Origin of the sequence: Acutalibacter sp. LFL-21 (assembly GCF_025630755.1) — a bacterium.
Lineage (GTDB): Bacteria > Bacillota > Clostridia > Oscillospirales > Acutalibacteraceae > Acutalibacter > Acutalibacter stercoravium.
The window spans coordinates 235731-255033 of the sequence record NZ_JAOTNT010000003.1; the positions used below are offsets into that span (position 1 = coordinate 235731).

The 19303-nt window shown below is 60.9% G+C and carries 17 protein-coding genes; 2 read left to right on the forward strand and 15 right to left on the reverse strand.

Annotated elements, in window-relative coordinates:
- Positions 1–69: 69 nt before the first annotated feature.
- The 3 genes from ODJ80_RS05110 to purC form a co-directional block, all read right to left on the reverse strand.
- A complete protein-coding gene (locus ODJ80_RS05110) occupies positions 70–1350 on the reverse strand; it encodes an adenylosuccinate synthase (RefSeq protein ID WP_263041194.1) in 1281 nt (426 codons plus the stop codon).
- Between the two features lie 69 nt (positions 1351–1419).
- Positions 1420–2853, reverse strand: coding sequence for an adenylosuccinate lyase (gene purB, locus ODJ80_RS05115; RefSeq protein WP_263041195.1), 1434 nt, complete (start codon positions 2851–2853; stop codon positions 1420–1422).
- 101 nt (positions 2854–2954) lie between these two features.
- A complete protein-coding gene (gene purC / locus ODJ80_RS05120; protein ID WP_263041196.1) occupies positions 2955–3668 on the reverse strand; it encodes a phosphoribosylaminoimidazolesuccinocarboxamide synthase in 714 nt (237 codons plus the stop codon).
- A 332-nt stretch (positions 3669–4000) separates the two neighbouring features.
- Here purC and gdhA point away from each other — a divergent pair, with 332 nt between their 5' ends.
- Positions 4001–5332 (forward strand): NADP-specific glutamate dehydrogenase, encoded by a 1332-nt coding sequence (gene gdhA, locus ODJ80_RS05125; RefSeq protein WP_178864855.1) that lies wholly within the window; start codon positions 4001–4003, stop codon positions 5330–5332.
- 417 nt (positions 5333–5749) lie between these two features.
- On the forward strand, positions 5750–6838 hold the full coding sequence (locus tag ODJ80_RS05130) for a PTS transporter subunit IIC (RefSeq protein WP_263041197.1): 1089 nt from the start codon (positions 5750–5752) through the stop codon (positions 6836–6838).
- A gap of 58 nt (positions 6839–6896) precedes the next feature.
- Here the strand turns inward: ODJ80_RS05130 and ODJ80_RS05135 are convergent, their stop codons facing one another.
- The 12 genes from ODJ80_RS05135 to ODJ80_RS05190 all read right to left on the reverse strand — a co-directional run bounded on the left by ODJ80_RS05135 (position 6897) and on the right by ODJ80_RS05190 (position 19300).
- Complete coding sequence (locus ODJ80_RS05135; RefSeq protein ID WP_263041198.1) at positions 6897–7367, reverse strand: 23S rRNA (pseudouridine(1915)-N(3))-methyltransferase RlmH; 471 nt, start codon at positions 7365–7367, stop codon at positions 6897–6899.
- A gap of 11 nt (positions 7368–7378) precedes the next feature.
- Positions 7379–8161 (reverse strand): MBL fold metallo-hydrolase, encoded by a 783-nt coding sequence (locus ODJ80_RS05140; protein WP_263041199.1) that lies wholly within the window; start codon positions 8159–8161, stop codon positions 7379–7381.
- Between the two features lie 76 nt (positions 8162–8237).
- Positions 8238–9527 (reverse strand): UDP-N-acetylglucosamine 1-carboxyvinyltransferase, encoded by a 1290-nt coding sequence (locus ODJ80_RS05145; protein ID WP_178864852.1) that lies wholly within the window; start codon positions 9525–9527, stop codon positions 8238–8240.
- Positions 9528–9881: 354 nt separating this feature from the next.
- Positions 9882–10580: a glycerol-3-phosphate acyltransferase gene (locus tag ODJ80_RS05150; RefSeq protein WP_263041200.1), complete on the reverse strand. Its 699-nt coding sequence runs from the start codon at positions 10578–10580 to the stop codon at positions 9882–9884.
- Positions 10581–10628: 48 nt separating this feature from the next.
- Positions 10629–11954 (reverse strand): ribosome biogenesis GTPase Der, encoded by a 1326-nt coding sequence (gene der / locus ODJ80_RS05155; protein WP_263041201.1) that lies wholly within the window; start codon positions 11952–11954, stop codon positions 10629–10631.
- A 113-nt stretch (positions 11955–12067) separates the two neighbouring features.
- The gene (locus ODJ80_RS05160) at positions 12068–13423 is read right to left on the reverse strand and encodes a DUF512 domain-containing protein (protein WP_263041202.1); all 1356 of its coding nucleotides are present in this window, start codon (positions 13421–13423) and stop codon (positions 12068–12070) included.
- Between the two features lie 90 nt (positions 13424–13513).
- Positions 13514–13696: a 50S ribosomal protein L32 gene (rpmF, locus tag ODJ80_RS05165; protein WP_178864848.1), complete on the reverse strand. Its 183-nt coding sequence runs from the start codon at positions 13694–13696 to the stop codon at positions 13514–13516.
- Positions 13697–13802: 106 nt separating this feature from the next.
- On the reverse strand, positions 13803–14306 hold the full coding sequence (locus ODJ80_RS05170; protein WP_263041203.1) for a YceD family protein: 504 nt from the start codon (positions 14304–14306) through the stop codon (positions 13803–13805).
- Between the two features lie 155 nt (positions 14307–14461).
- A complete protein-coding gene (locus ODJ80_RS05175; RefSeq protein WP_178864846.1) occupies positions 14462–14875 on the reverse strand; it encodes a hypothetical protein in 414 nt (137 codons plus the stop codon).
- Between the two features lie 69 nt (positions 14876–14944).
- A complete protein-coding gene (locus ODJ80_RS05180) occupies positions 14945–16285 on the reverse strand; it encodes a glucose-6-phosphate isomerase (RefSeq protein ID WP_263041204.1) in 1341 nt (446 codons plus the stop codon).
- Positions 16286–16500: 215 nt separating this feature from the next.
- Positions 16501–17634, reverse strand: coding sequence for a D-alanyl-D-alanine carboxypeptidase family protein (locus tag ODJ80_RS05185; protein WP_263041205.1), 1134 nt, complete (start codon positions 17632–17634; stop codon positions 16501–16503).
- A gap of 436 nt (positions 17635–18070) precedes the next feature.
- A complete protein-coding gene (locus ODJ80_RS05190) occupies positions 18071–19300 on the reverse strand; it encodes a peptidase U32 family protein (RefSeq protein ID WP_263041206.1) in 1230 nt (409 codons plus the stop codon).
- Positions 19301–19303 lie beyond the last annotated feature (3 nt).

Sequence of the window (19303 nt, forward strand, 5' to 3'; positions counted from 1 at the left end):
TTCTTCCCGGGCGTTTTGCTGTTACTAGCATAGCAGACCCTTTGGCCCATTATGCATGCCCGCCGCCCTTTACCGGTAAATGATATCCTCCCGGGCGGGGCCGTTGGAAACCATGGTGATGGGCACCCCGATTTCCTTCTCAGCAAACTCCACATACCTGCGGGCGTTTTCAGGCAGATCCTCATAGCGCTTGATGCCGCCAATATCGCACTTCCAGCCGGGCAGCACCTCCAAGATGGGCTTGCAGCGCTTCAGCTGGGCCGTGGGCGGGAAGCTGTCAATGCGCTTGCCGTCCAGCTCGTAACCCACGCATACAGGAATCTCATCCAGATAGCCCAAGGCATCCAGCACGGTGAAGGCCACCGCTGTGGCCCCCTGGACCATACAGCCATACCGGGCGGCCACCAGGTCCAGCCAGCCCATGCGGCGGGGCCTTCCGGTGGTGGCGCCGTACTCGCCGCCGTCGCCGCCCCTGCGGCGGAGCTCCTCGGCCTCGTCGCCAAAGATCTCGCTGACAAACTCCCCGGCGCCCACCGCGCTGGAGTAGGCCTTTACCACGGTGACGATCTCCCCGATGGCGTAAGGCGGAATGCCGCCGGCACCCACTGCGCCATACCCCGCCAGCGGTGAAGAGGAGGTGACCATGGGATAGATGCCCAGGTCCGGGTCTTTCAAGGAGCCCAGCTGCCCCTCCAGCAGGATGGTCTTGCCCTCCTTCACGGCGTTGTGGAGCAGGGTGGTGGTGTCCGCCACATAGGGGGCCAGGGCCTCCTTGTACTCCATGAGCTTTTCGTAGATTTCCTCACGGTCCAGGGGCTTCTGGTGGTAGAGCTCAGTATAGAGCACGTTCTTCAGGCCCAGCACATGGTCGATGCGCTCCATGATGGAGTCCTTGTCGTCGAACAGATCGCTGACCTGGAAGCCGATTTTGGCGTATTTGTCGGAGTAGAAGGGGGCGATGCCTGACTTGGTAGAGCCGAAAGACTTGGCGGCCAAACGGGCCTCCTCCATGCCGTCCAGCTCCTTATGGTAGGGCATGACCACCTGGCAGCGGTCAGAGACCAGCAGCTTGGGGGCGGGCACGCCCCTCTCCACCACGGACTGCACCTCTTTGAGGAAGTTCTCCACAGACAGGGCCACGCCGTTGCCAATGATGTTGGTGATGTTCTGCCGGAACACACCGCTGGGCAGCTGGTGCAGGGCAAATTTCCCATACTCATTGATGATGGTGTGCCCGGCGTTGCTGCCGCCCTGGAACCGCACTACAATGTCGGAATCCTCGGCCAGCACATCGGTAATCTTTCCCTTGCCCTCGTCGCCCCAGCAGGCGCCTACAATCGCTTTAACCATAATACTTCATGCCTTTCTGAATGATTCAGTCTGGGGGTCTCCCCCCTGGGTCGGATGGGAACAGGTGGCTTACACGGTGATCTCCGCAGCCTCCTCAGCTACATCTTTATATCTCTCCAGCACGGGGGCCACCGTCTCGGTGAGGAACTCTTCTGTCTGCACAGGAGCCCGGCCCACATACTTTTCAGGCTTCACAATGTCGTGAAGCTCCTCCAGGGTGACGCCGAAAATGGGATCCCCGGCGATGCGGGCCAACAGGTCGTTCTCGCCGCCCTGCTCCTTCACCACCTTGGCAGCCTCCATAGAGTGGACCCGGATGCGCTCGTGGAGCTCCTGCCGGTTGCCGCCCCGCTTCACCGCGTCCATCATAATGTTCTCTGTGGCCATGAAGGGCAGCTCCCGCAGCATGTGCTGCCGGATGACCTTGGGGTACACCACCAGGCCGTCGGCCACGTTCTGGTACAGGTTCAAAATGCCGTCCACCGCCAGGAAGGCCTCGGGCACGCTGATGCGCTTGTTGGCGGAGTCATCCAGGGTGCGCTCGAACCACTGGGCGGCCATGGTCATGGCGGGGTTCACCGCGTCAGCGATGACGTACCGGGCCAAAGAGGCAATGCGCTCGCTGCGCATGGGGTTGCGCTTGTAAGCCATGGCCGAAGAGCCGATCTGCCCCTTTTCAAAGGGCTCCTCCACCTCTTTCAGGTGCTGGAGCAGCCGGATGTCGTTGGAGAACTTGGCCGCGCTCTGGGCGATGCCGGAGAGGATGTTCAGCATCTGGCTGTCCAGCTTGCGGGAGTAGGTCTGGCCGGAGACGGGGAAGCACTTCTCATACCCCATCTTCTGGGCGATCTTCTCATCCAGCTGGCGGCACTTCTCGTGATCCCCCTCAAACAGCTCCAAAAAGCTGGCCTGGGTGCCGGTGGTGCCCTTGCAGCCCAGCAGCTTTGCCTTGGAAAGCTGGTACTCCACATCCTCCAGGTCCATCAGCAGGTCCTGCATCCACAGGGTGGCCCGCTTGCCCACGGTGGTGGGCTGGGCAGGCTGAAAGTGGGTAAAGGCCAGGGTGGGCAGATCCTTGTACTCCCGGGCAAAGTGGGAAAGCACCCGCAGCACCCCCACCAGCTTGTTGCGGATGAGCTTGAGGGCCTCAGTCATAATGATGACATCGGTGTTGTCCCCCACATAGCAGGAGGTGGCGCCCAAGTGGATGATGCCCGCCGCTTCAGGGCACTGCTGGCCGTAGGCGTAGACGTGGCTCATCACATCATGGCGGACCACCTTCTCCCGCTCCTGGGCCACCTCGTAGTTGATGTCCTCGGCGTGGGCTTTCAGCTCGTCGATCTGCTCCTGGGTGACGGGCAGGCCCAGCTCATGCTCCGCCTCGGCCAGGGCGATCCACAGCTTCCGCCAGGTGCGGAACTTCATATCCGGGGAAAACAGGTATTTCATTTCCCTGTCCGCATACCGGGCGGACAAGGGGGATTCGTACATGTCTCTTGCCATGGCTTGACCAAACCTTTCTTCTTTGAATTCCCGAAAAACACAGTGAGTCCCGGGGGATGGGCCTTCTTCCCCACCCCGCGGGACCCTGCTATACTCCTGCGTTACTTGCGCAGCCCCAAGCGGCGCATCATTTCCTCATAGGCCTCTTCCACACCGCCCATATCCCGGCGGAAGCGGTCCTTATCCAGCTTCTCGTGGGTATCGCTGTCCCAGAAGCGGCAGGTATCCGGAGAGATCTCGTCCGCCAGGATGATCTGGCCGTCAGAGGTCTTGCCGAATTCGATCTTAAAGTCGATCAGGTCCACCTTTACAGACTTGAAGAAATCCACCATAAGCTGGTTGATCTTAAAGCTCATCTGGGCGATCTGGTCCAGCTCCTCACGGGTGGCAAGGTCCATGGCCAGGATGTGGTAATCGTTGACCATGGGGTCGCCCAGCTCGTCATTTTTATAGCTGAACTCCAGCACAGGGCACTTGAGAGCGGTGCCCTCGGGCAGGCCCAGGCGCTTGGAGAGGCTGCCCGCGGCCACGTTGCGGATGATGACCTCCAGGGGCACAATCGTAACCTTCTTCACAGCGGTCTCCCGCTCGTTGAGCTCTTCGATGTAGTGGGTGGGGATGCCCTCCTTTTCCAGCATGCGGAACATGAAATTGGACATCTCGTTGTTGACCACGCCCTTTCCCACAATGGTGCCCTTTTTCAGGCCATTGAAGGCGGTGGCGTCGTCCTTATAAGAGACGATATAGACCTCGGGGTCCTCCGTCTTATATACCTTCTTGGCTTTCCCCTCGTACAGCAGTTCCTTCTTTTGCATGGCAGTAAAAACCTCCGTCCAGCAGCGTTTCATTTTCCCTTTTGTCAGAAGGGAAGCGCCCGCCCTTTGGCAGCAAGGCCCAGCGGGCAGTCCCATACGCTTCAATTTTAGTAAAAAGTTGGGCCGATGTCAACCGTTCGGGGAAAGATTTTCCCACCTGCCCCCGCTTCCAAGGCAGCGGGGGCGGGCAAGATGGGCGAGGGGGAATGTTCACAAAATCGCAAAAAGAATTTTCGAATTTTTTTCTTGTAAAATTCACCCCTCTATGGTAAAATAACCCTATGATTTTGCAAGATTCCCAAATCAGACTTGCAGTATGGAGGGAAAATACTATGTCTTATGTCAGCGAGCAGCTGGAGCTGCTGAAAAAGAAAAATCCGGGCGAGCCGGAGTTCATCCAAGCCGCCACCGAGGTGCTCACCTCTTTGGAGCCCGTTATCCAGGCCAACCCCCAGTATGAGGCCGCAGGCATTCTGGAGCGCATTGTGGAGCCCGAGCGCCAGATCATGTTCCGGGTGCCCTGGGTGGACGACAACGGCAAGGTGCAGGTAAACCGCGGCTTCCGGGTACAGTTCAACTCCGCCATCGGCCCTTACAAGGGCGGCCTGCGGCTCCATCCTTCCGTCAACCTGGGCATCATCAAGTTCCTGGGCTTCGAGCAGATCTTCAAAAACAGCCTGACCGGCCTGCCCATCGGCGGCGGCAAGGGCGGCTCTGACTTTGACCCCAAGGGCAAGTCTGACCGGGAAGTGATGGCCTTCTGCCAGAGCTTTATGACCGAGCTGTACCGCCACATTGGCCCCGACACCGACGTGCCCGCCGGCGACATCGGCACCGGCGCCCGGGAGATCGGTTACATGTACGGCCAGTACAAGCGCATCCGCAACGCCTTTGAGGGCGTGCTCACCGGCAAGGGCCTGACCTACGGTGGCTCTCTTGCCCGCACCGAGGCCACCGGCTACGGCCTGCTGTACTTCACCGCCGCCATGCTGAAGAAGAACGGCTATGACATGGCCGGCAAGACCGTGGTCATCTCCGGCGCCGGCAACGTGGCCATTTACGCCTGCGAGAAGGCCCAGGAGATGGGCGCCAAGGTGGTCACCATGTCCGATTCCACTGGCTGGGTGTACGATCCCGAAGGCATCGACCTGGCCGCCATTAAGGAGATCAAGGAGGTCAAGCGCGCCCGCCTGACCGAGTACAAGAACTACCGTCCCAACAGTGAATACCATGAGGGCCGCGGCGTGTGGAGCGTCAAGTGCGACATCGCCCTGCCCTGCGCCACTCAGAACGAGCTGCTGGAGGAGGACGCCAAGCAGCTGGTGGCCAATGGCTGCATCGCCGTGGCTGAGGGCGCCAACATGCCCACCACCATCGAGGCCACCAAGATCCTGCAGGAGGGCGGCGTGCTGTTCGCCCCCGGCAAGGCTGCCAACGCCGGCGGCGTGGCCACCTCCGCTTTGGAGATGACCCAGAACAGCGAACGCCTCTCCTGGACCTTCGAGGAGGTTGACGCCAAGCTGAAGGGCATTATGGAGAACATCTTCAAGTCCGCCGACGAGGCCGCTGAGAAGTACGGCCATCCCAAGAACTACGTTATGGGCGCCAACATCGCCGGCTTCATCAAGGTGGCCGACGCCATGCTGGCCCAGGGCGTGATCTAAGGGGTTGCACCCCGGGCAAGTCCCGTCCCGTTTCTATGAAGGTAAAAAAGGACATCCAAGGGTAAAAGCTTGGGTGTCCTTTTCCATTGCCTTCCCTGATGCCCCGCAAAAATCTCACGCCTGTTCTTCCACTTTCCCCCCATTTGTGGTATGATATCCCGGTAACCAAAACGGCCTGGGCGGCCAGTACCGCCAGTAGCGCCCTGGGACGACCAGCGCGCCGGGAGGCCCCCGGCAGGCGATCCCACGGCCCAAAACGGACAGCCCGCCCGGGCAACATAGCCAATATAGATTCCCCGCAGCACAGCGCCCTGTGCCGGGCCGCGGGAAAGGCACGGAAAAACCACGGAGAAGGATCGGTGAGGAACCGCCCGCGGTTTTTCTCCGGCCCCTCTCCTCTGAGAAGGGAAGATCGTTTTGGAAGATACAAAGCAAACTCAGGCTGCCGGGCCCCAAAAGGGGAACGCTGCCTGGGACAAAGTAAAAGCCTACGGCAGGCTCTACTTCGTAGACGCTATGAGCGCCATGGCCCAGGGCCTGTTCGCCTCTCTGCTGATTGGCACCATCATCTCCACCCTGGGCTCCCAGCTGGGCGTGCCCCTGCTGGAGGAGATCGGCAACTTCGCCAAGGAGATGGCGGGCCCCGCCATGGCCGTCGCCATCGGCTATGCCCTGAAAGCCCCGCCCCTGGTGCTGTTTTCCCTGGCGGCAGTGGGCAGCGCCTCTAACACCCTGGGCGGCGAAGGGGGGCCGCTGGCTGTGCTGGTGCTTGCCATTATCGCTGCGGAACTGGGCAAGCTGGTGAGCAAGAAAACCCCCGTGGATATCCTGGTCACCCCCCTGGTGACCATCCTCTCCGGCTCGCTGCTGGCCTATGTGCTGGCGCCGCCCATTGGCACTGCCGCCGCTGCGGTGGGACAGCTCATCATGTGGGCCACGGATTTGCAGCCCTTCCTGATGGGGATGTTTGTCTCGGTGCTGGTGGGCGTGGCTTTGACCCTGCCCATCTCCAGCGCGGCTATCTGTGCTGCCCTGGGGCTGACCGGCCTGGCCGGGGGCGCCGCTGTGGCGGGCTGCTGCGCCCAGATGGTGGGCTTTGCGGTCATCAGCTTCCGGGAAAACCGGTGGGGCGGCCTGGTGGCCCAGGGCTTGGGCACCTCCATGCTGCAAGTGCCCAACATCATCAAGAACCCCTGCATCTGGATCGCCCCCACTCTGGCCTCCGCCATCACCGGGCCTTTAGCCACCTGCGTCTTCCGCCTGGAGATGAACGGCGCGCCGGTCTCCAGCGGCATGGGAACCTGCGGCCTGGTGGGACAAATCGGCGTCATCGACGGCTGGGTGAACGATGTGGCCAACGGCTTGAAAGCTGCCATCACCCCTATGGACTGGGTGGGCCTGGTGCTGCTGTGTTTTGTCCTGCCCGCCGTGCTCTCCTGGGTCTTGAATCTGGGATTGCGCAAGCTGGGCTGGGTGAAGGACGGCGACATGAAATTGGACGTATAAACCGATCCGCCCAAGCTGAAAAGCGGACCTTCCCAAATGGGAGGGCCCGCTTTTCCCTTTATTTGTGATAAGAGGTGTTTCCCAAAATCTGGAAGCCCCGGTAAATCTGCTCGCACAGCATCACCCGGGCCAACTGATGGGGAAAGGTCATGGGGGACATGGAAAGCCCCTCCCCGGCCCGCTTCACCGCTGGAGACAGCCCAAAGGAGCTGCCGATGACAAAGCTCACCGCCCCCGGGGACTGCATGGCCCCCGCCAACCGCTTTGCCACTCCGGGGGAATCCACCGGCTTCCCCTCAATGCACAGGGGGTACACCGTTCCAGCCGTGTGGCGAAGGATTTGCTCCCCCTCCTTTTCCAGGGCGGCGGCGATCTCCGCCTGGGAGGGGGCGCTGGGCAGCCGTGCCTCCGGCAGCTCGATGAGCTCCCACTTGCACAGAGGGCGCAGACGCTTTTCATACTCCGCCACGGCGTCCCGCCAATAGGCTTCCTTCAGCTTCCCCACGCAGACCAGTTTGACTGCCAACATACCGCGCCCTCCTAAAAGATGATTGCTTTTCCCTCCTGGTTTTCCACGGGAGCTACCCCCAGCCAGAAGTCCGTGCCCTGGGAGAGCCCCGCCCCGCAGAGGGACGAGAGGGCCGCTTCCCGGGCCAGGGTGGGAGTGTTGTTCTCCCGGCTCAAATGGGCCAGCAGGAACCGCTTGGTTCCCACCTGGGCCAGCTCCGGCAGAAAGGCCGCGCACTCCCCGTTGGAGAGGTGGCCCGTCCCCGCCAGGATGCGCCGCTTGAGATAAGGGGGATAGGGCCCGTTGCGGAGCATCTCCTTGTCGTGGTTGGATTCGATGACCACGAACTCCGCCCCCAAAAGGTGCTCCCGCACACAGTCCGTCAGCGCTCCCAGGTCCGTTGCCAGGGCAAATTGACGGCCATCTTCCGTGCGGATGCGAAACCCAAGGGATTGGGCGCTGTCGTGGGGAGTGGCAAAGGGGCGGACTGTCATCCCCGCCAGCTGGAGCTCCTCCTCCAGAACCCAGCGTTCCACTCCCTCCAAGGAGGAGTCCATGGCCAGAAGGGTCCCTTGGGAAGCGAACACCGGGATGCCGTACTTCTTAGCAAAGACACGCACCCCGGCGATATGGTCGCTGTGCTCGTGGGTGATGAGAATTCCCTGCACGGCTAAGGGGTCTATCCCACAGCGTTGAAGCGCACCCACCAGCTGACGGGCGCTGCGGCCCGCGTCCAACAGCAGACCCGCACTGCGGGTGCCTATGTAGTAGCTGTTCCCCGTGCTGCCGGAGAACAGGGGGCACAGCCTGGCCATTTCCCTGCTCCTTTCTTCAAAACAAAAGAGCTGCCGCTCAGCAGCCGCAGCTCCATCCTTCCTCGTTTCAGGCTTTTCAGCCAATCTTATCCATCACCTGGTCCGGCTCCTGGCTGCGGTAGATATCCGCCCCCAGGTCCACCAGCTTCTCTACAATGTTCTCATAGCCCCGCTCGATATATTTCACGTCTTCCAAAACCGTGGTGCCCTCTGCCACCAGCCCGGCAATGACCATGGCGGCGCCGGCCCGCAGATCCAAGGCGCGCACTGGCGCGCCCTTCAGGTGGTCCACACCCTCTACAATGGCCACCTTGCCGTCCACAGTGATCTGGGCTCCCATGCGGCGCAGCTCATCCACATATTTAAAGCGGTTGCTCTCCCATACGCTCTCATTGACCATGCTGGTGCCGTGGGCAATGGACAGCAGCGTGGTAATCTGAGGCTGCATATCCGTGGGAAAGCCCGGGTGGGGCATGGTCTTCACATTACATTTGCGCAGGGGCCGGTCGCACACCACGCGAACCGTGTCGTCCCCTTCTTCCACAGTGACGCCCATTTCCACCAGCTTGGCGGAGATGGACTCCAGGTGCTTGGGCGTTACGTTCTTCACCGTTACGTCCCCGTGGGTGGCCGCAGCAGCCACCATATAGGTGCCCGCCTCAATCTGGTCGGGGATGATGGAATAGGTCACGCCCCGCAGCTTCTGCACCCCGTGGATTTTGATAGTATCCGTGCCCGCGCCCCGCACATCCGCGCCCATGGTGTTCAAAAAGTTGGCCAAATCCACGATGTGGGGTTCTCGGGCGGCGTTTTCAATGATAGTCAGGCCCCGGGCCTTGGCGGCGGCCAGCATGATGTTCATGGTGGCCCCCACAGTGACCACATCCATATAGACACTGGCCCCATGCAGGTCCCGAGGGGCGGAGACGGCAATCATGCCGTTATCCAGGCTGTAATCGCAACCCAAAGCGGAAAAGCCTTTCAAATGCTGGTCAATGGGACGGATGCCGAAGTTGCAGCCGCCCGGCATGGGGACCACCGCCCGGCGGCACCGTCCTAGCAGAGCGCCCAAAAAGTAATAGGAGGCGCGGATACGCCGTGCCACCTGATCCGAAACCGTATCCGTATCCACTGGCCGGGGATCAATCTCCACAGTATGGCGGTCCAGGTACTCCACCTTAGCCCCCATGCTCTCTAAAATATAGGTCAGGGTCTTCACATCGGAAATATCGGGAAGATTTTCCAGCCGGCAAGGGGAATCCGCCAAAATCACGGCGGGAATAATGGCCACTGCCGCGTTTTTGGCTCCGCTGATATTCACTTCACCGGTCAGGCGGCAGCCGCCTTTAATCACATATTTTTCCAAGTTTACACTTCCTAACACCCTCAATCGCAAAGCAGCTGAGAGGCTTCTAAAGTCTTCGGGAATAGTATTTGACTGATGACTATGATAATACATTGGGGCCAAAAAGTCAATATCAGGCAGCAGGGCCGCCGCTTCTCCGGCAAAGGTTCTCGAAAAAAGACACGTCCGTTCTTTTTCCACAACGCCTCTTCAAAAAGGAACAAGTCCCCAGAAAAAGCGGGAAAACCCGCCCTTCTCTCTGTAAATGGCGGAAAAGCGCCCCGTCCTTTTTTCCGGCTTTCCCCCGCAAGGAAGCCGCCTTTACACAGCGCGGCCTCCCCTGCTGGAACTGCATGGAAGCCGCTGGCAGGCGCCTTACTTCTTTTTCCCAAAAATCACGGGCTTCTCCTCGCCCCGGCGCAGGCGGCCAATATTGGCACGGTGCTTCACCAGCACTGTGCCCCCGATAAAGACTGCCGCCAACGTGGCAAACAGCACATAAGCCAGGCTGTGTTCTCCGTGGCTGGGCAGGGGGCTTCCGGAAAATTCCGCCAAAAACAGGAAGAGAAAGGTGAACACTGGGTACAGCGCCGCGCAGACCACAGAGGCCAGCGAGACAATGCGTTTCCAGGCAAAGACAATGGCAAAGGCCAGCAGCACCAGCAGGAATACACGCCAATCCGTCAGGGCAATCATGGCCGCAGAGGTGACCACGCCCTTCCCTCCCCGAAAGCCATAGTAAACGGGGAAGATGTGGCCCAGCACACAGGCCATTCCCGCCACATAGCGAGCCACGTCATAAAACTCTACGGACGCTGGGGCAAGCCATGCCACAAAGGCTTGAGAGAGCAGCAAAGCCGCTACGCATTTAAGGAAATCCCCCGCGAAGGTGAGCACGGCGGGCAGCTTGCCCACGCTGCGCAGCACGTTGGTCATGCCTGCGTTGCCGCTCCCGTACTTTCGGATATCCTCCTTGTCCTTAAAAAACCAGGTTAATATGATGGACCAATTGATGCTTCCCAGCAGATAGCCCGCAACCGCCGTGAAAACCAGTGCCAAAACCTCTTGCCCCATTGCCAAACCGCCTTTCTAACAGAAATTCGTATACGAGATCCAACCCGTTCAGTCCTTTTCTCCCCTCTCCCGGATGACCATGCGCACCGGGGTGCCCTCCAGGCCAAAGGTCTCCCGGATACGGTTCTCCAGGTAACGCTGGTAGGAAAAATGGAACAGCTCGTGGTCGTTGCAGAAGCAGATAAACGTAGGGGGCTTGGTGGAAGCCTGGGTCATGTAGTAAATTTTCAGCCGCTTGCCCTTGTCCGTAGGGGGCTGCACCCGGGCGGTGGCCTGGGCCAGGATATCGTTCAAGGTGCCGGTGGTCACCCGCATGGCGTTGGAGGAGGCCACCCGCTTGATCAGCTCGAACATCCGGTCCAGCCGCTGGCCGGTCTTGGCGGAGATGAACAGGATGGGGGCGTAGGACATGAAGGAGAAGTCCTTCTCCAGCTTAGCCCGCATCTCCTGCATGGTCTTGTCGTCTTTTTCCACGGCATCCCATTTGTTCACGCAGATAATGCAGCCCTTGCCCGCCTCGTGGGCGATGCCCGCCACCTTAGAGTCCTGCTCGGTAAAGCCCACCTGGCCGTCGATGAGGATGAGGCACACGTCGGCCCGCTCCACGGCCATCTCGGCCCGCAGGTTGCTGTAGTGCTCGATGGCGTCCTCCACCTTGCTCTTCCGGCGCAGGCCGGCGGTGTCGATGAAGGTAAAGGTGCCGTGCTGGTTCTGGATGGTGGTGTCCACCGCATCCCGGGTGGTGCCGGCAATGTCCGAGACAATGCACCGGTTCTCCCCTGCCACCTTGTTCACCAGGGAGGACTTGCCCACGTTGGGCTTGCCGATGACCGCCACCTTGATGACCTCTCCCTCGTCCTCCTCTTCCACTTCATCGGGGAGGACATCGCAGATGCGGTCCAGCAGGTCGCCGGTTCCATGTCCGTGGACAGAGGACACCATCACCGGGTCCCCCAGGCCCAGGTTGTAAAACTCGTAGAACTCGGCGGGGGGCTCTCCCACCGAGTCGCACTTGTTGACGCACAGCACCACCGGCACCCCGCTTTTCAGCAAGATGTTGGCCACATCCGCGTCGGTAGCGGTCACTCCCGTGCGGATGTCCGTGACGAAGATGATGGCGCTGGCGGAATCAATGGCGATCTGGGCCTGCTCCCGCATCTGGGTCAGGATCACGTCTTTACTGGCGGGCTCGATGCCGCCGGTGTCCACCAGGGAGAAGCGGCGTCCGCACCACTCCGCGTCACCGAAGATGCGGTCCCGGGTGACGCCGGGGGTGTCCTCCACAATGGAGAGCCGCTGCCCCACGATTTTATTGAACAGGGTGGACTTGCCCACGTTGGGCCTTCCCACAATGGCCACGATTGGCTTTGCCATGTTTTCACCAATCCTTTCTAAAAAGCGGGAAAACCCGCTTGCAGTTCTTCGTTTCTATAACGTACCAGGGGGACTCTCATGCGGGGACAGCCAGCCGCCCCAGAGCCCTCGGGCTACCGGTGCTCCCAGGAGCCTTCATAGGGGTTAAAGCCAGGGGTATCCGGCTGGGGCAGGCCGCAGATGGCGCACACCAAGGCCTCGCCCGTGCTGCCCACCCGGCGGCAGGGCACCCCCAGGCTGGCGGAGAGGTCCTCCCGGGTCATGTCATCCAAAAAGATGTCCTCCCCTGCCCGCATCATATTGGTAGCGAGAAGCACCTCATCCCCCAAGTCCCGGCCTTTCAGGTTCTTCAAAATGTCCTGGCCGGTGAGAAGCCCGGTGACGTTCACCGTGCCGCCGAAGAAGTCGTTCTTCACCGGGATCAGGTCGATAGTAATATTATGGCATTTCTGCCGCAATCCGTCAAGGAGCTGGCCCAGGAACCGGAACCCGCATTCCCCGGTGGGGATGGTCACATGGCGGGGAGAATCCGGCAGCTCCAGGTCCTCCAGGGCCCAGTCAAACTCATCCTGGAGGTTGCGCAGCATGCCCACCCCGTTTTCAATCTGGGGGAAGTCCTCGTAAAACTCCAAAGGCGGGATGGGCCGCCCAGCCAGCAGGTACAGCTCATCCGAGGCGTACACCGTGCGGGCGCCCCGCTCCTCTTTCCACTTGTTCCCCCACCGTTCCAGGATATCCAGCACCTCTCCGGCTGTCTTTTGGTTGTAGGGCTCCAAGGGGTACAGGCCCTCCCGGTAGCGGGTGAGGCCCACCGGCACACAGGCCACGCTGAGGAGCCCCTCCCCCAGGGACCAGAACTCCCGCAGGGTGTGCTCCAGGGCGGGGCCGTCGTTGACGCCGGGGCACAGCACAATCTGGCAGTTGAGCTGGATGCCCCCCTCCGCCAGCCGGTACAGGTGGCGCAGGGAATCCCCCGCGAACCGGTTGTGCATCATCTTGCACCGCAGCTGGGGGTCCATGGTGTGCACCGACACATTGATGGGGCTGATGCGCATTTGCAGGATGCGGTCCACTTCCCGGTCGTCGATATTGGTCAGGGTGATGTAGTTGCCGAACAGGAAAGAGAGCCGGTCGTCATCATCCTTAAAGTAGAGGGTTTCCCGCATCCCCTTGGGCAGCTGGTCGATAAAGCAGAAGATACACTTGTTCCGGCAGGAGCGCTGCTCGTCCATCAGATAGGTGGCAAACTCCAGGCCCAGAGAGGCGTACTGGGGCTTGACCAGCTCCAGCTGATAAGGCTCTCCCCCTCTTGTCAGGCACAGGCGCAGCTCCCGCTCCGTCTCGAAAAACCGGTAATCCAGCACGTCCACAATGTCGTGGCCATTGATGCTCACAAGCACATCCCCCGCCTGGATGCCCGCCCGCGCGGCCCGGCTGCCCGCCTCCACGCTGTCGATCCGCACCGCCATGTTCCATGCCTCCTTTTCCGGCCGCTTTTACGCCGGTAAAAATAAAGAAGGGAGCGCTTTGCCCGCGTTCCCTTCTCGCCTTTGCCGAATTTACGCTTCCTTCTTCACAACGGCACGGCCATTGTAGTAGCCGCAGTTGCCGCAGACTCTGTGAGGTGACTTGTACTCGCCGCACTGGGGGCATCTCATCAGGGCGGGAGCCTGGAGCTTCCACACATTAGAGCGCCGCTTGTTCTGCCGCGCGCTGGATACTTTCCGCTTGGGTACTGCCATGGGTGCACCTCCTTAAACACTTTATAGAATCTTTCCGCGCTCGGGCCGCCGCATTGGGCGCCAGTCCGCCGCGGACCGGATCTCTTGAAAAACTGTCCGCCGCTGGTTACAACAGCTCCTTCAAAACCGCAAGCCGGGGATCCACGTCCTCCCTCTCACAGCCGCAATCCCCTTCATTCAGGTCTTTGCCGCAGCGGGGGCACAGCCCCTTGCAATCGGGGGAACAGAGAAATTTGCTGGGCAGGTCCAGCAGGATGTCCTCGGTGACCAGCTGGTCCACATCCAGCGTCTCATCGGGCACCACCACAAACTCGCCGTCGTCGTTTTCCTCGTCGCTGAGCTCGCGCACCAGCACATGGAAAAAGCCGGTCTCCCGTTCCTGAGTTGTCGTTTTAAAGCAACGGTCGCAGGGCATGGTCATGGCGTAGCAGGCCTTTCCGCGAAGCTCCACTGAGCCCGGCGAACCCTTGAGCTCCGCCCGAACCCTTACCGGCGCACAAAACGGCTTGACACCGCCCAATTCCATACCGGAAAGATCCAGCTGGCACTCTAACACGCCGCTGCCGGGAAGATCTTCTCCCCGGAAATATTTTCGCAGATCAATGGTCATACGCTCACCCTCATGCCGTACTGATATATTATAATAAACCGCACATTGGTTGTCAAGGATTTTTTGCGCCCCTTCCTGGGAAAACACAGTGGGAAGGACGGCCCCAGGGGCCGCCCCTCCCACCACTTTAGTAAGCCTCTTTCACTGCCTGCGGCTTATTTGGCCACATATTCCGCCACAGAAGCGGGGATCTCCTCGTTGGCGGCGGAGATGGACAGCACAAAGTTGGCGCCGGACTCCTTCTCCAGCTTCTTCAGGTCGTTCACCAGCAGGTCCACTACCTCAGCGCCGGTGCCGGTGATCTTCAGGGTGGAATCCACCAGAATGTCAGTGACATCATAGTTGCCGGCGCAGATGCCAGCCAGGAAGCCGTACAGGCCCTTTCCGCCCTTCACATCGTAGGCGTCAATGTCAATCAGGCGGGCTGCATGGGAAATATCATAGGTCAGCTTCAGGCCCTTTTCCACCACCACCACGTTGCCGTTGGACTTCTCCAGCGCGGCGTTGGCCATCTCGATGAGCTTCTTGGTCTTGCCAGAGCCTTTTTTGCCAGTCAAAAGAGTGATCATAATACAACTCTCCTTTATTTTTTATATTGCTTCCGCCCCAGGGGAGCGGGGGACAGCGAATGGAATAACTCAGTGGGCCAGGCGCTTTTCCAGCTCTGCCTTGGCCTCTTCATAGCCGGGCTTGCCCAGCAGGGCGAACATGTTCTTCTTGTAGCTCTCCACGCCGGGCTGGTTGAAGGGGTTGACCCCCAGCAGGTAGCCGGAGATGGCGCAGGCCTTCTCGAAGAAGTAGATCAGCTGGCCCAGGGTATCCTCCGAGAAGTCGGAGGCGTGGATGACCACGTTGGGCACGCCGCCGTCGTTGTGGGCCAGCACAGTGCCCTCAAAGGCTTTCTCGTTGATAAAGGCCATGGTGCGGCCCTCCAGATAGTTGAGCCCGTCCACGTCGGCGGGGTCATTGCCCAGGGTGATCTGGTGCTTGGGCTCGTCGATGAGCACCACCGTCTCAAACAGGGTGCGGCGGCCGTCCTGGATGTACTGGCCCAGAGAGTGCAGGTCCGTGGAGAAGATGACGGAAGCCGGGAACAGGCCCTTGTTGTCCTTGCCCTCGCTCTCGCCGTAAAGCTGCTTCCACCACTCGTTCATCATGGCGTAGCAGGGCTCATAGCTGACCATGACCTCGGTGCACTTGCCTTTGTTGTAAAGGATATTGCGGATGGCCGCGTATTTATAGCAGTCGTTCTCCTCGATAGAGGGGGCGTTGTACAGCTCCATAGCCTTCTGAGCGCCGCCCATCAGGGCGTCGATGTCCGCGCCGGAGACGGCGATGGGCAGCAGGCCCACAGCGGTGAGCACAGAGTAACGCCCGCCCACGTCATCGGGCACCACAAAGGTCTCGTAGCCTTCTTTGTCGGCCAGCTGCTTCAAGGTGCCCTTCTCCTTGTCGGTGGTGCAGAAGATGCGCTCCCGGGCGCCTTCCTTGCCGTACTTCTTCTCCAGCAGCTCCCGGAACACCCGGAAGGCGATGGCGGGCTCGGTGGTGGTGCCGGACTTGGAAATCATGTTGATGGAAACGTCCTTGCCCTCGCAAATCTGGACCAGCTCCTGCAGGGCGGTGGAGCTGATGGAGTTCCCGGCGAAGTAGATGGCCGGGGTGTCCTTGCGCAGGTCGTTGTACTTATCAGACTTCAAAAACTCGATAGCGGCACGGGCCCCCAGATAGGAACCGCCGATGCCGATAACCACGAACACATCGGAATTGCCTTGGATCTTCTTGGCCGCAGCCTTGATGCGCGCAAACTCTTCCTTGTCATAATCGGCGGGCAGCGTAACCCAGCCGAGAAAATCATTTCCCAGCCCCGTTTTGTCCGTCAGCTGCTGGTGGGCAGCCTTCACCAAGGGCTCCATGGCCCCGTACTCGTGCTGGGAAACAAAGCCTTTCAAATATCCGTCTTCCAATTTCAGCGGCATTGCAAAAGACCTCCTTGTTGATTCTTAAGGCGCTGTCCCGGCGGGAAGGGTTCCCTTCTCCCCCACGGGCAACAACCTGGGAGAAGGGGCACGCCCCCTTCCCGAAAACAGGGTGCGCCGCTCTTTGTGCTTCTATTCTACAATAACTCGGAGCAATTTGCAAGTTTATAGGGCAGGCTTTCCGAAAAAGTTCCCCCCGGGCTCCCCTGTGCCCCTTAGAGGGTGAACAATGCCTGCACCAGGTGGGAGAGCACCCCGAAAAAGGTCACCTGCGCCACATCCTCCCCGGCGGTTATATCCACCTGGGCCATCACGCTTCCATCGACGGTGCAGGTCACCTGTCCAATCACGTCCCCGCGGGTTACGGGGGCAGTCAACTCTTCATAGGTAACTGTGGTCTCCACCTCGCCGGCCTCCCCCGCTTTCAAAAGCAGGGTGGGCATCTCCCCCAGCACTGGTTCCACCTGGGGCTCCATGCCCCGGGCCACGGGGACTGGCTCCAGAGCAGGGGATTCCGGCACGGTGGCTTTCCAGCCAGCGAAGCCGTAATCCAGCAAAGCGGCGGCGTCCTGAAAGCGGTGGTCGGTGGAATCGGCCCCCAGCACCACGGCGATAAGGGAAAGTCCCTCCCGCTCCGCGGTGGCGGTGATGCAGCTGCCCGCCTGGCCGGTGGTGCCGGTTTTCAAGCCGGTAATGCCCGGATAGCTGCGGATGAGCTTGTTGGTGTTCACCAGCTGGGTCTCCCCGCCCCGCACAGAGTCCATCCAGGTGAGGGTGTAGTCAAAGACTTTCTCGTGGCGGATCAGCTCCCGGCTCATCAAGGCTACATCGTAGGCACTGGTGACGTGGCCTTCTTCATCCAGGCCGTTGCAGTTTTTGAACACGGTGTCGTTCATACCCAGCTGCTGGGCCTTTTCATTCATTTGGGCCACAAAGGCCTCCTCGCTGCCGGACACGGCCTCCGCCAGCACCACGGCGGCGTCGTTGGCGCTCATAATCACCGTGGCCTTGATGAGATCGTCCACGGTCATGGACTCCCCCTCCTCCAGCCAGATGTCCGAGCCCCCCATGGAGGCCGCGTGAGCGGAGGCGGTGAGGGCCTGGTCCAGGGAGAGCTGGCCGCTGTCGATGGCCTGGAACACCAGGCAAAGGGTCATCACCTTGGTGATGGAAGCGCAGGAGCGCAGGGCGTGGGGGTCCTTCTCAAAGAGGACCTGGCCAGTGGAGGCCTCCATCAGCACGGCGGAGGGGGCGGTGACCTCCAGCCCTTCCGCCCGGGCAGGCAGGGCGGGCAGCAGCAGGGCGGCGGCAGTGAGCAGGGAAAGCACGCAAAGCCTGAGTTTTTTCATAGGGATCATCCTTTCTGTGGTATAGAAAGGATATGTTCCCCGCCGCGAAAAAAGACACCCAAGGCAAGGCTTGGATGTCTTTTCGCTCCGTTTTTCTTTTCCAGCACGCCCCACAGGGCAGGGGTCCGCTCCATGGGAGAGGCTCTGTCTTGCAGTTTCTGGGTGCCGGCCGGGCCTTGGCTATCGCCCTGCGGGCGCATGCGCCTGCGGCCCTGCATTTTTTGCAAAGCTGCGCTTTGCTTATAAAGCCGTGGAGCGCTGCTCCCTCTCGGCTGCCGCCTCGGCCGGTGTTTGGCGGTGCCCACCGGGCACCAACACCCTCGCAAACTTTTACTTGTCTCTATCTGACTCGAGCGCGGGCCGCTTGTTCGCCTCTCCCCACAAACCACGCCGCCCTTAAGCGGCGTGCGCGACTTGTCCCGCGCGGCCACGCGCTTTATTCGCTTCGCGGCGCTTTCTTGACCCGCAGGTAGGCCCCCGCCTCCACAGGCAGGTCTGTTTTCCAGCGGACCACCATCTCCGCGTGGGGAGCCACCTGGATGGCCTCGCCGTCCTCGTTGTACAGCTCGTCCAGCGTGGCGGTGAAGGGCTCTCTCCCCGGCTGGAGGATATCCACCTCCTGGCCCTGGAAAAACCGGTTGCGCTCCCGCAGGGTGACCAGGCCGTCCTCCCGGCCCTGGCACACGGCCACCAGCTCGTAGCCCCGGGCGTAGTGGCTGCGGTCCAGCGTCTGGCCGGGCTCGCCCCCAAAGTAGAAGCCGTGGGAGTAGGGCCGGTGGCTGATTTTCTCCGTCTCCGCCAGGATGGCGGCGGGCAGTGGCTCGCCGGGGTGCTCCCAAGCGAAATCAATGGCCCGGCGGTAGGCGGCGGTGACGCAGGCCACATAGTAGGCGGACTTGGCCCTGCCCTCGATTTTCAGGCTGGTGATGCCCGCGTCCATCATCTGGGGGATGGCGTCAATCATCCGCAAATCGTTGGAGTTGAAGAAGTAGGCGCCCTTCTCCTCCTGGACCAGGCTGTACACCTCCCCGGGGCGCTGGGCCTCCACCAGGTGGTACTCCCAGCGGCAGGGCTGGGCGCACTCGCCCCGGTTGGCGTCCCGTCCGGTCATATAGTTGGAAATGACGCACCGGCCGGAGAAGGACATGCACATGGCCCCGTGGACAAAGGCCTCCAGCTCCAGGCCGGGGTCCACCCGTTCCCGGATGCCTTTAATTTCCGAGAGGGGCACCTCCCGGGCCAGCACCACCCGCCTGGCCCCCAGCTCCCAGCAGACCTGGGCGGCGGCGTAGTTGACAATGCCCGTCTGGGTGGAGATGTGCCGCTCCACCTGGGGGGCCACCTTCCCGGCCAGGGCAAGCACCCCCAAATCGGAGATGATAAAGGCGTCCACGCCCATATCCTGGCAGGCGGTGAGGAAGCTGGGCAGCTCCTCAAATTCCTGGTTGCGGGGCAGGGTGTTGCAGGTGACATAGACCTTCACTCCCCGGGCGTGGCAGTAGGCCACCGCCTCCCGCAGTTCCTCCTCCCCAAAGTTCTGGGGGGCCGAGCGCATGCCGAAGCTCTTCCCCGCCAGGTACACCGCGTCCGCGCCGTAGCGCACCGCGGCCTCTAAGCGCTCCCGGTCCCCTGCGGGGGAGAGCAGTTCTGGTCTCACTCTTGTCATAAA

Coding starts and splice junctions, on each gene's coding strand:
- ODJ80_RS05110 (WP_263041194.1), bottom strand. CDS start 1,350: ATGGTTAAAGCGATTGTAGGCGCCTGCTGGGGCGACGAGGGCAAGGGA.
- purB (WP_263041195.1), bottom strand. CDS start 2,853: ATGGCAAGAGACATGTACGAATCCCCCTTGTCCGCCCGGTATGCGGAC.
- purC (WP_263041196.1), bottom strand. CDS start 3,668: ATGCAAAAGAAGGAACTGCTGTACGAGGGGAAAGCCAAGAAGGTATAT.
- gdhA (WP_178864855.1), top strand. CDS start 4,001: ATGTCTTATGTCAGCGAGCAGCTGGAGCTGCTGAAAAAGAAAAATCCG.
- ODJ80_RS05135 (WP_263041198.1), bottom strand. CDS start 7,367: ATGTTGGCAGTCAAACTGGTCTGCGTGGGGAAGCTGAAGGAAGCCTAT.
- ODJ80_RS05140 (WP_263041199.1), bottom strand. CDS start 8,161: ATGGCCAGGCTGTGCCCCCTGTTCTCCGGCAGCACGGGGAACAGCTAC.
- ODJ80_RS05150 (WP_263041200.1), bottom strand. CDS start 10,580: ATGGGGCAAGAGGTTTTGGCACTGGTTTTCACGGCGGTTGCGGGCTAT.
- der (WP_263041201.1), bottom strand. CDS start 11,954: ATGGCAAAGCCAATCGTGGCCATTGTGGGAAGGCCCAACGTGGGCAAG.
- ODJ80_RS05160 (WP_263041202.1), bottom strand. CDS start 13,423: ATGGCGGTGCGGATCGACAGCGTGGAGGCGGGCAGCCGGGCCGCGCGG.
- rpmF (WP_178864848.1), bottom strand. CDS start 13,696: ATGGCAGTACCCAAGCGGAAAGTATCCAGCGCGCGGCAGAACAAGCGG.
- ODJ80_RS05170 (WP_263041203.1), bottom strand. CDS start 14,306: ATGACCATTGATCTGCGAAAATATTTCCGGGGAGAAGATCTTCCCGGC.
- ODJ80_RS05175 (WP_178864846.1), bottom strand. CDS start 14,875: ATGATCACTCTTTTGACTGGCAAAAAAGGCTCTGGCAAGACCAAGAAG.
- ODJ80_RS05180 (WP_263041204.1), bottom strand. CDS start 16,285: ATGCCGCTGAAATTGGAAGACGGATATTTGAAAGGCTTTGTTTCCCAG.
- ODJ80_RS05185 (WP_263041205.1), bottom strand. CDS start 17,634: ATGAAAAAACTCAGGCTTTGCGTGCTTTCCCTGCTCACTGCCGCCGCC.
- ODJ80_RS05190 (WP_263041206.1), bottom strand. CDS start 19,300: ATGACAAGAGTGAGACCAGAACTGCTCTCCCCCGCAGGGGACCGGGAG.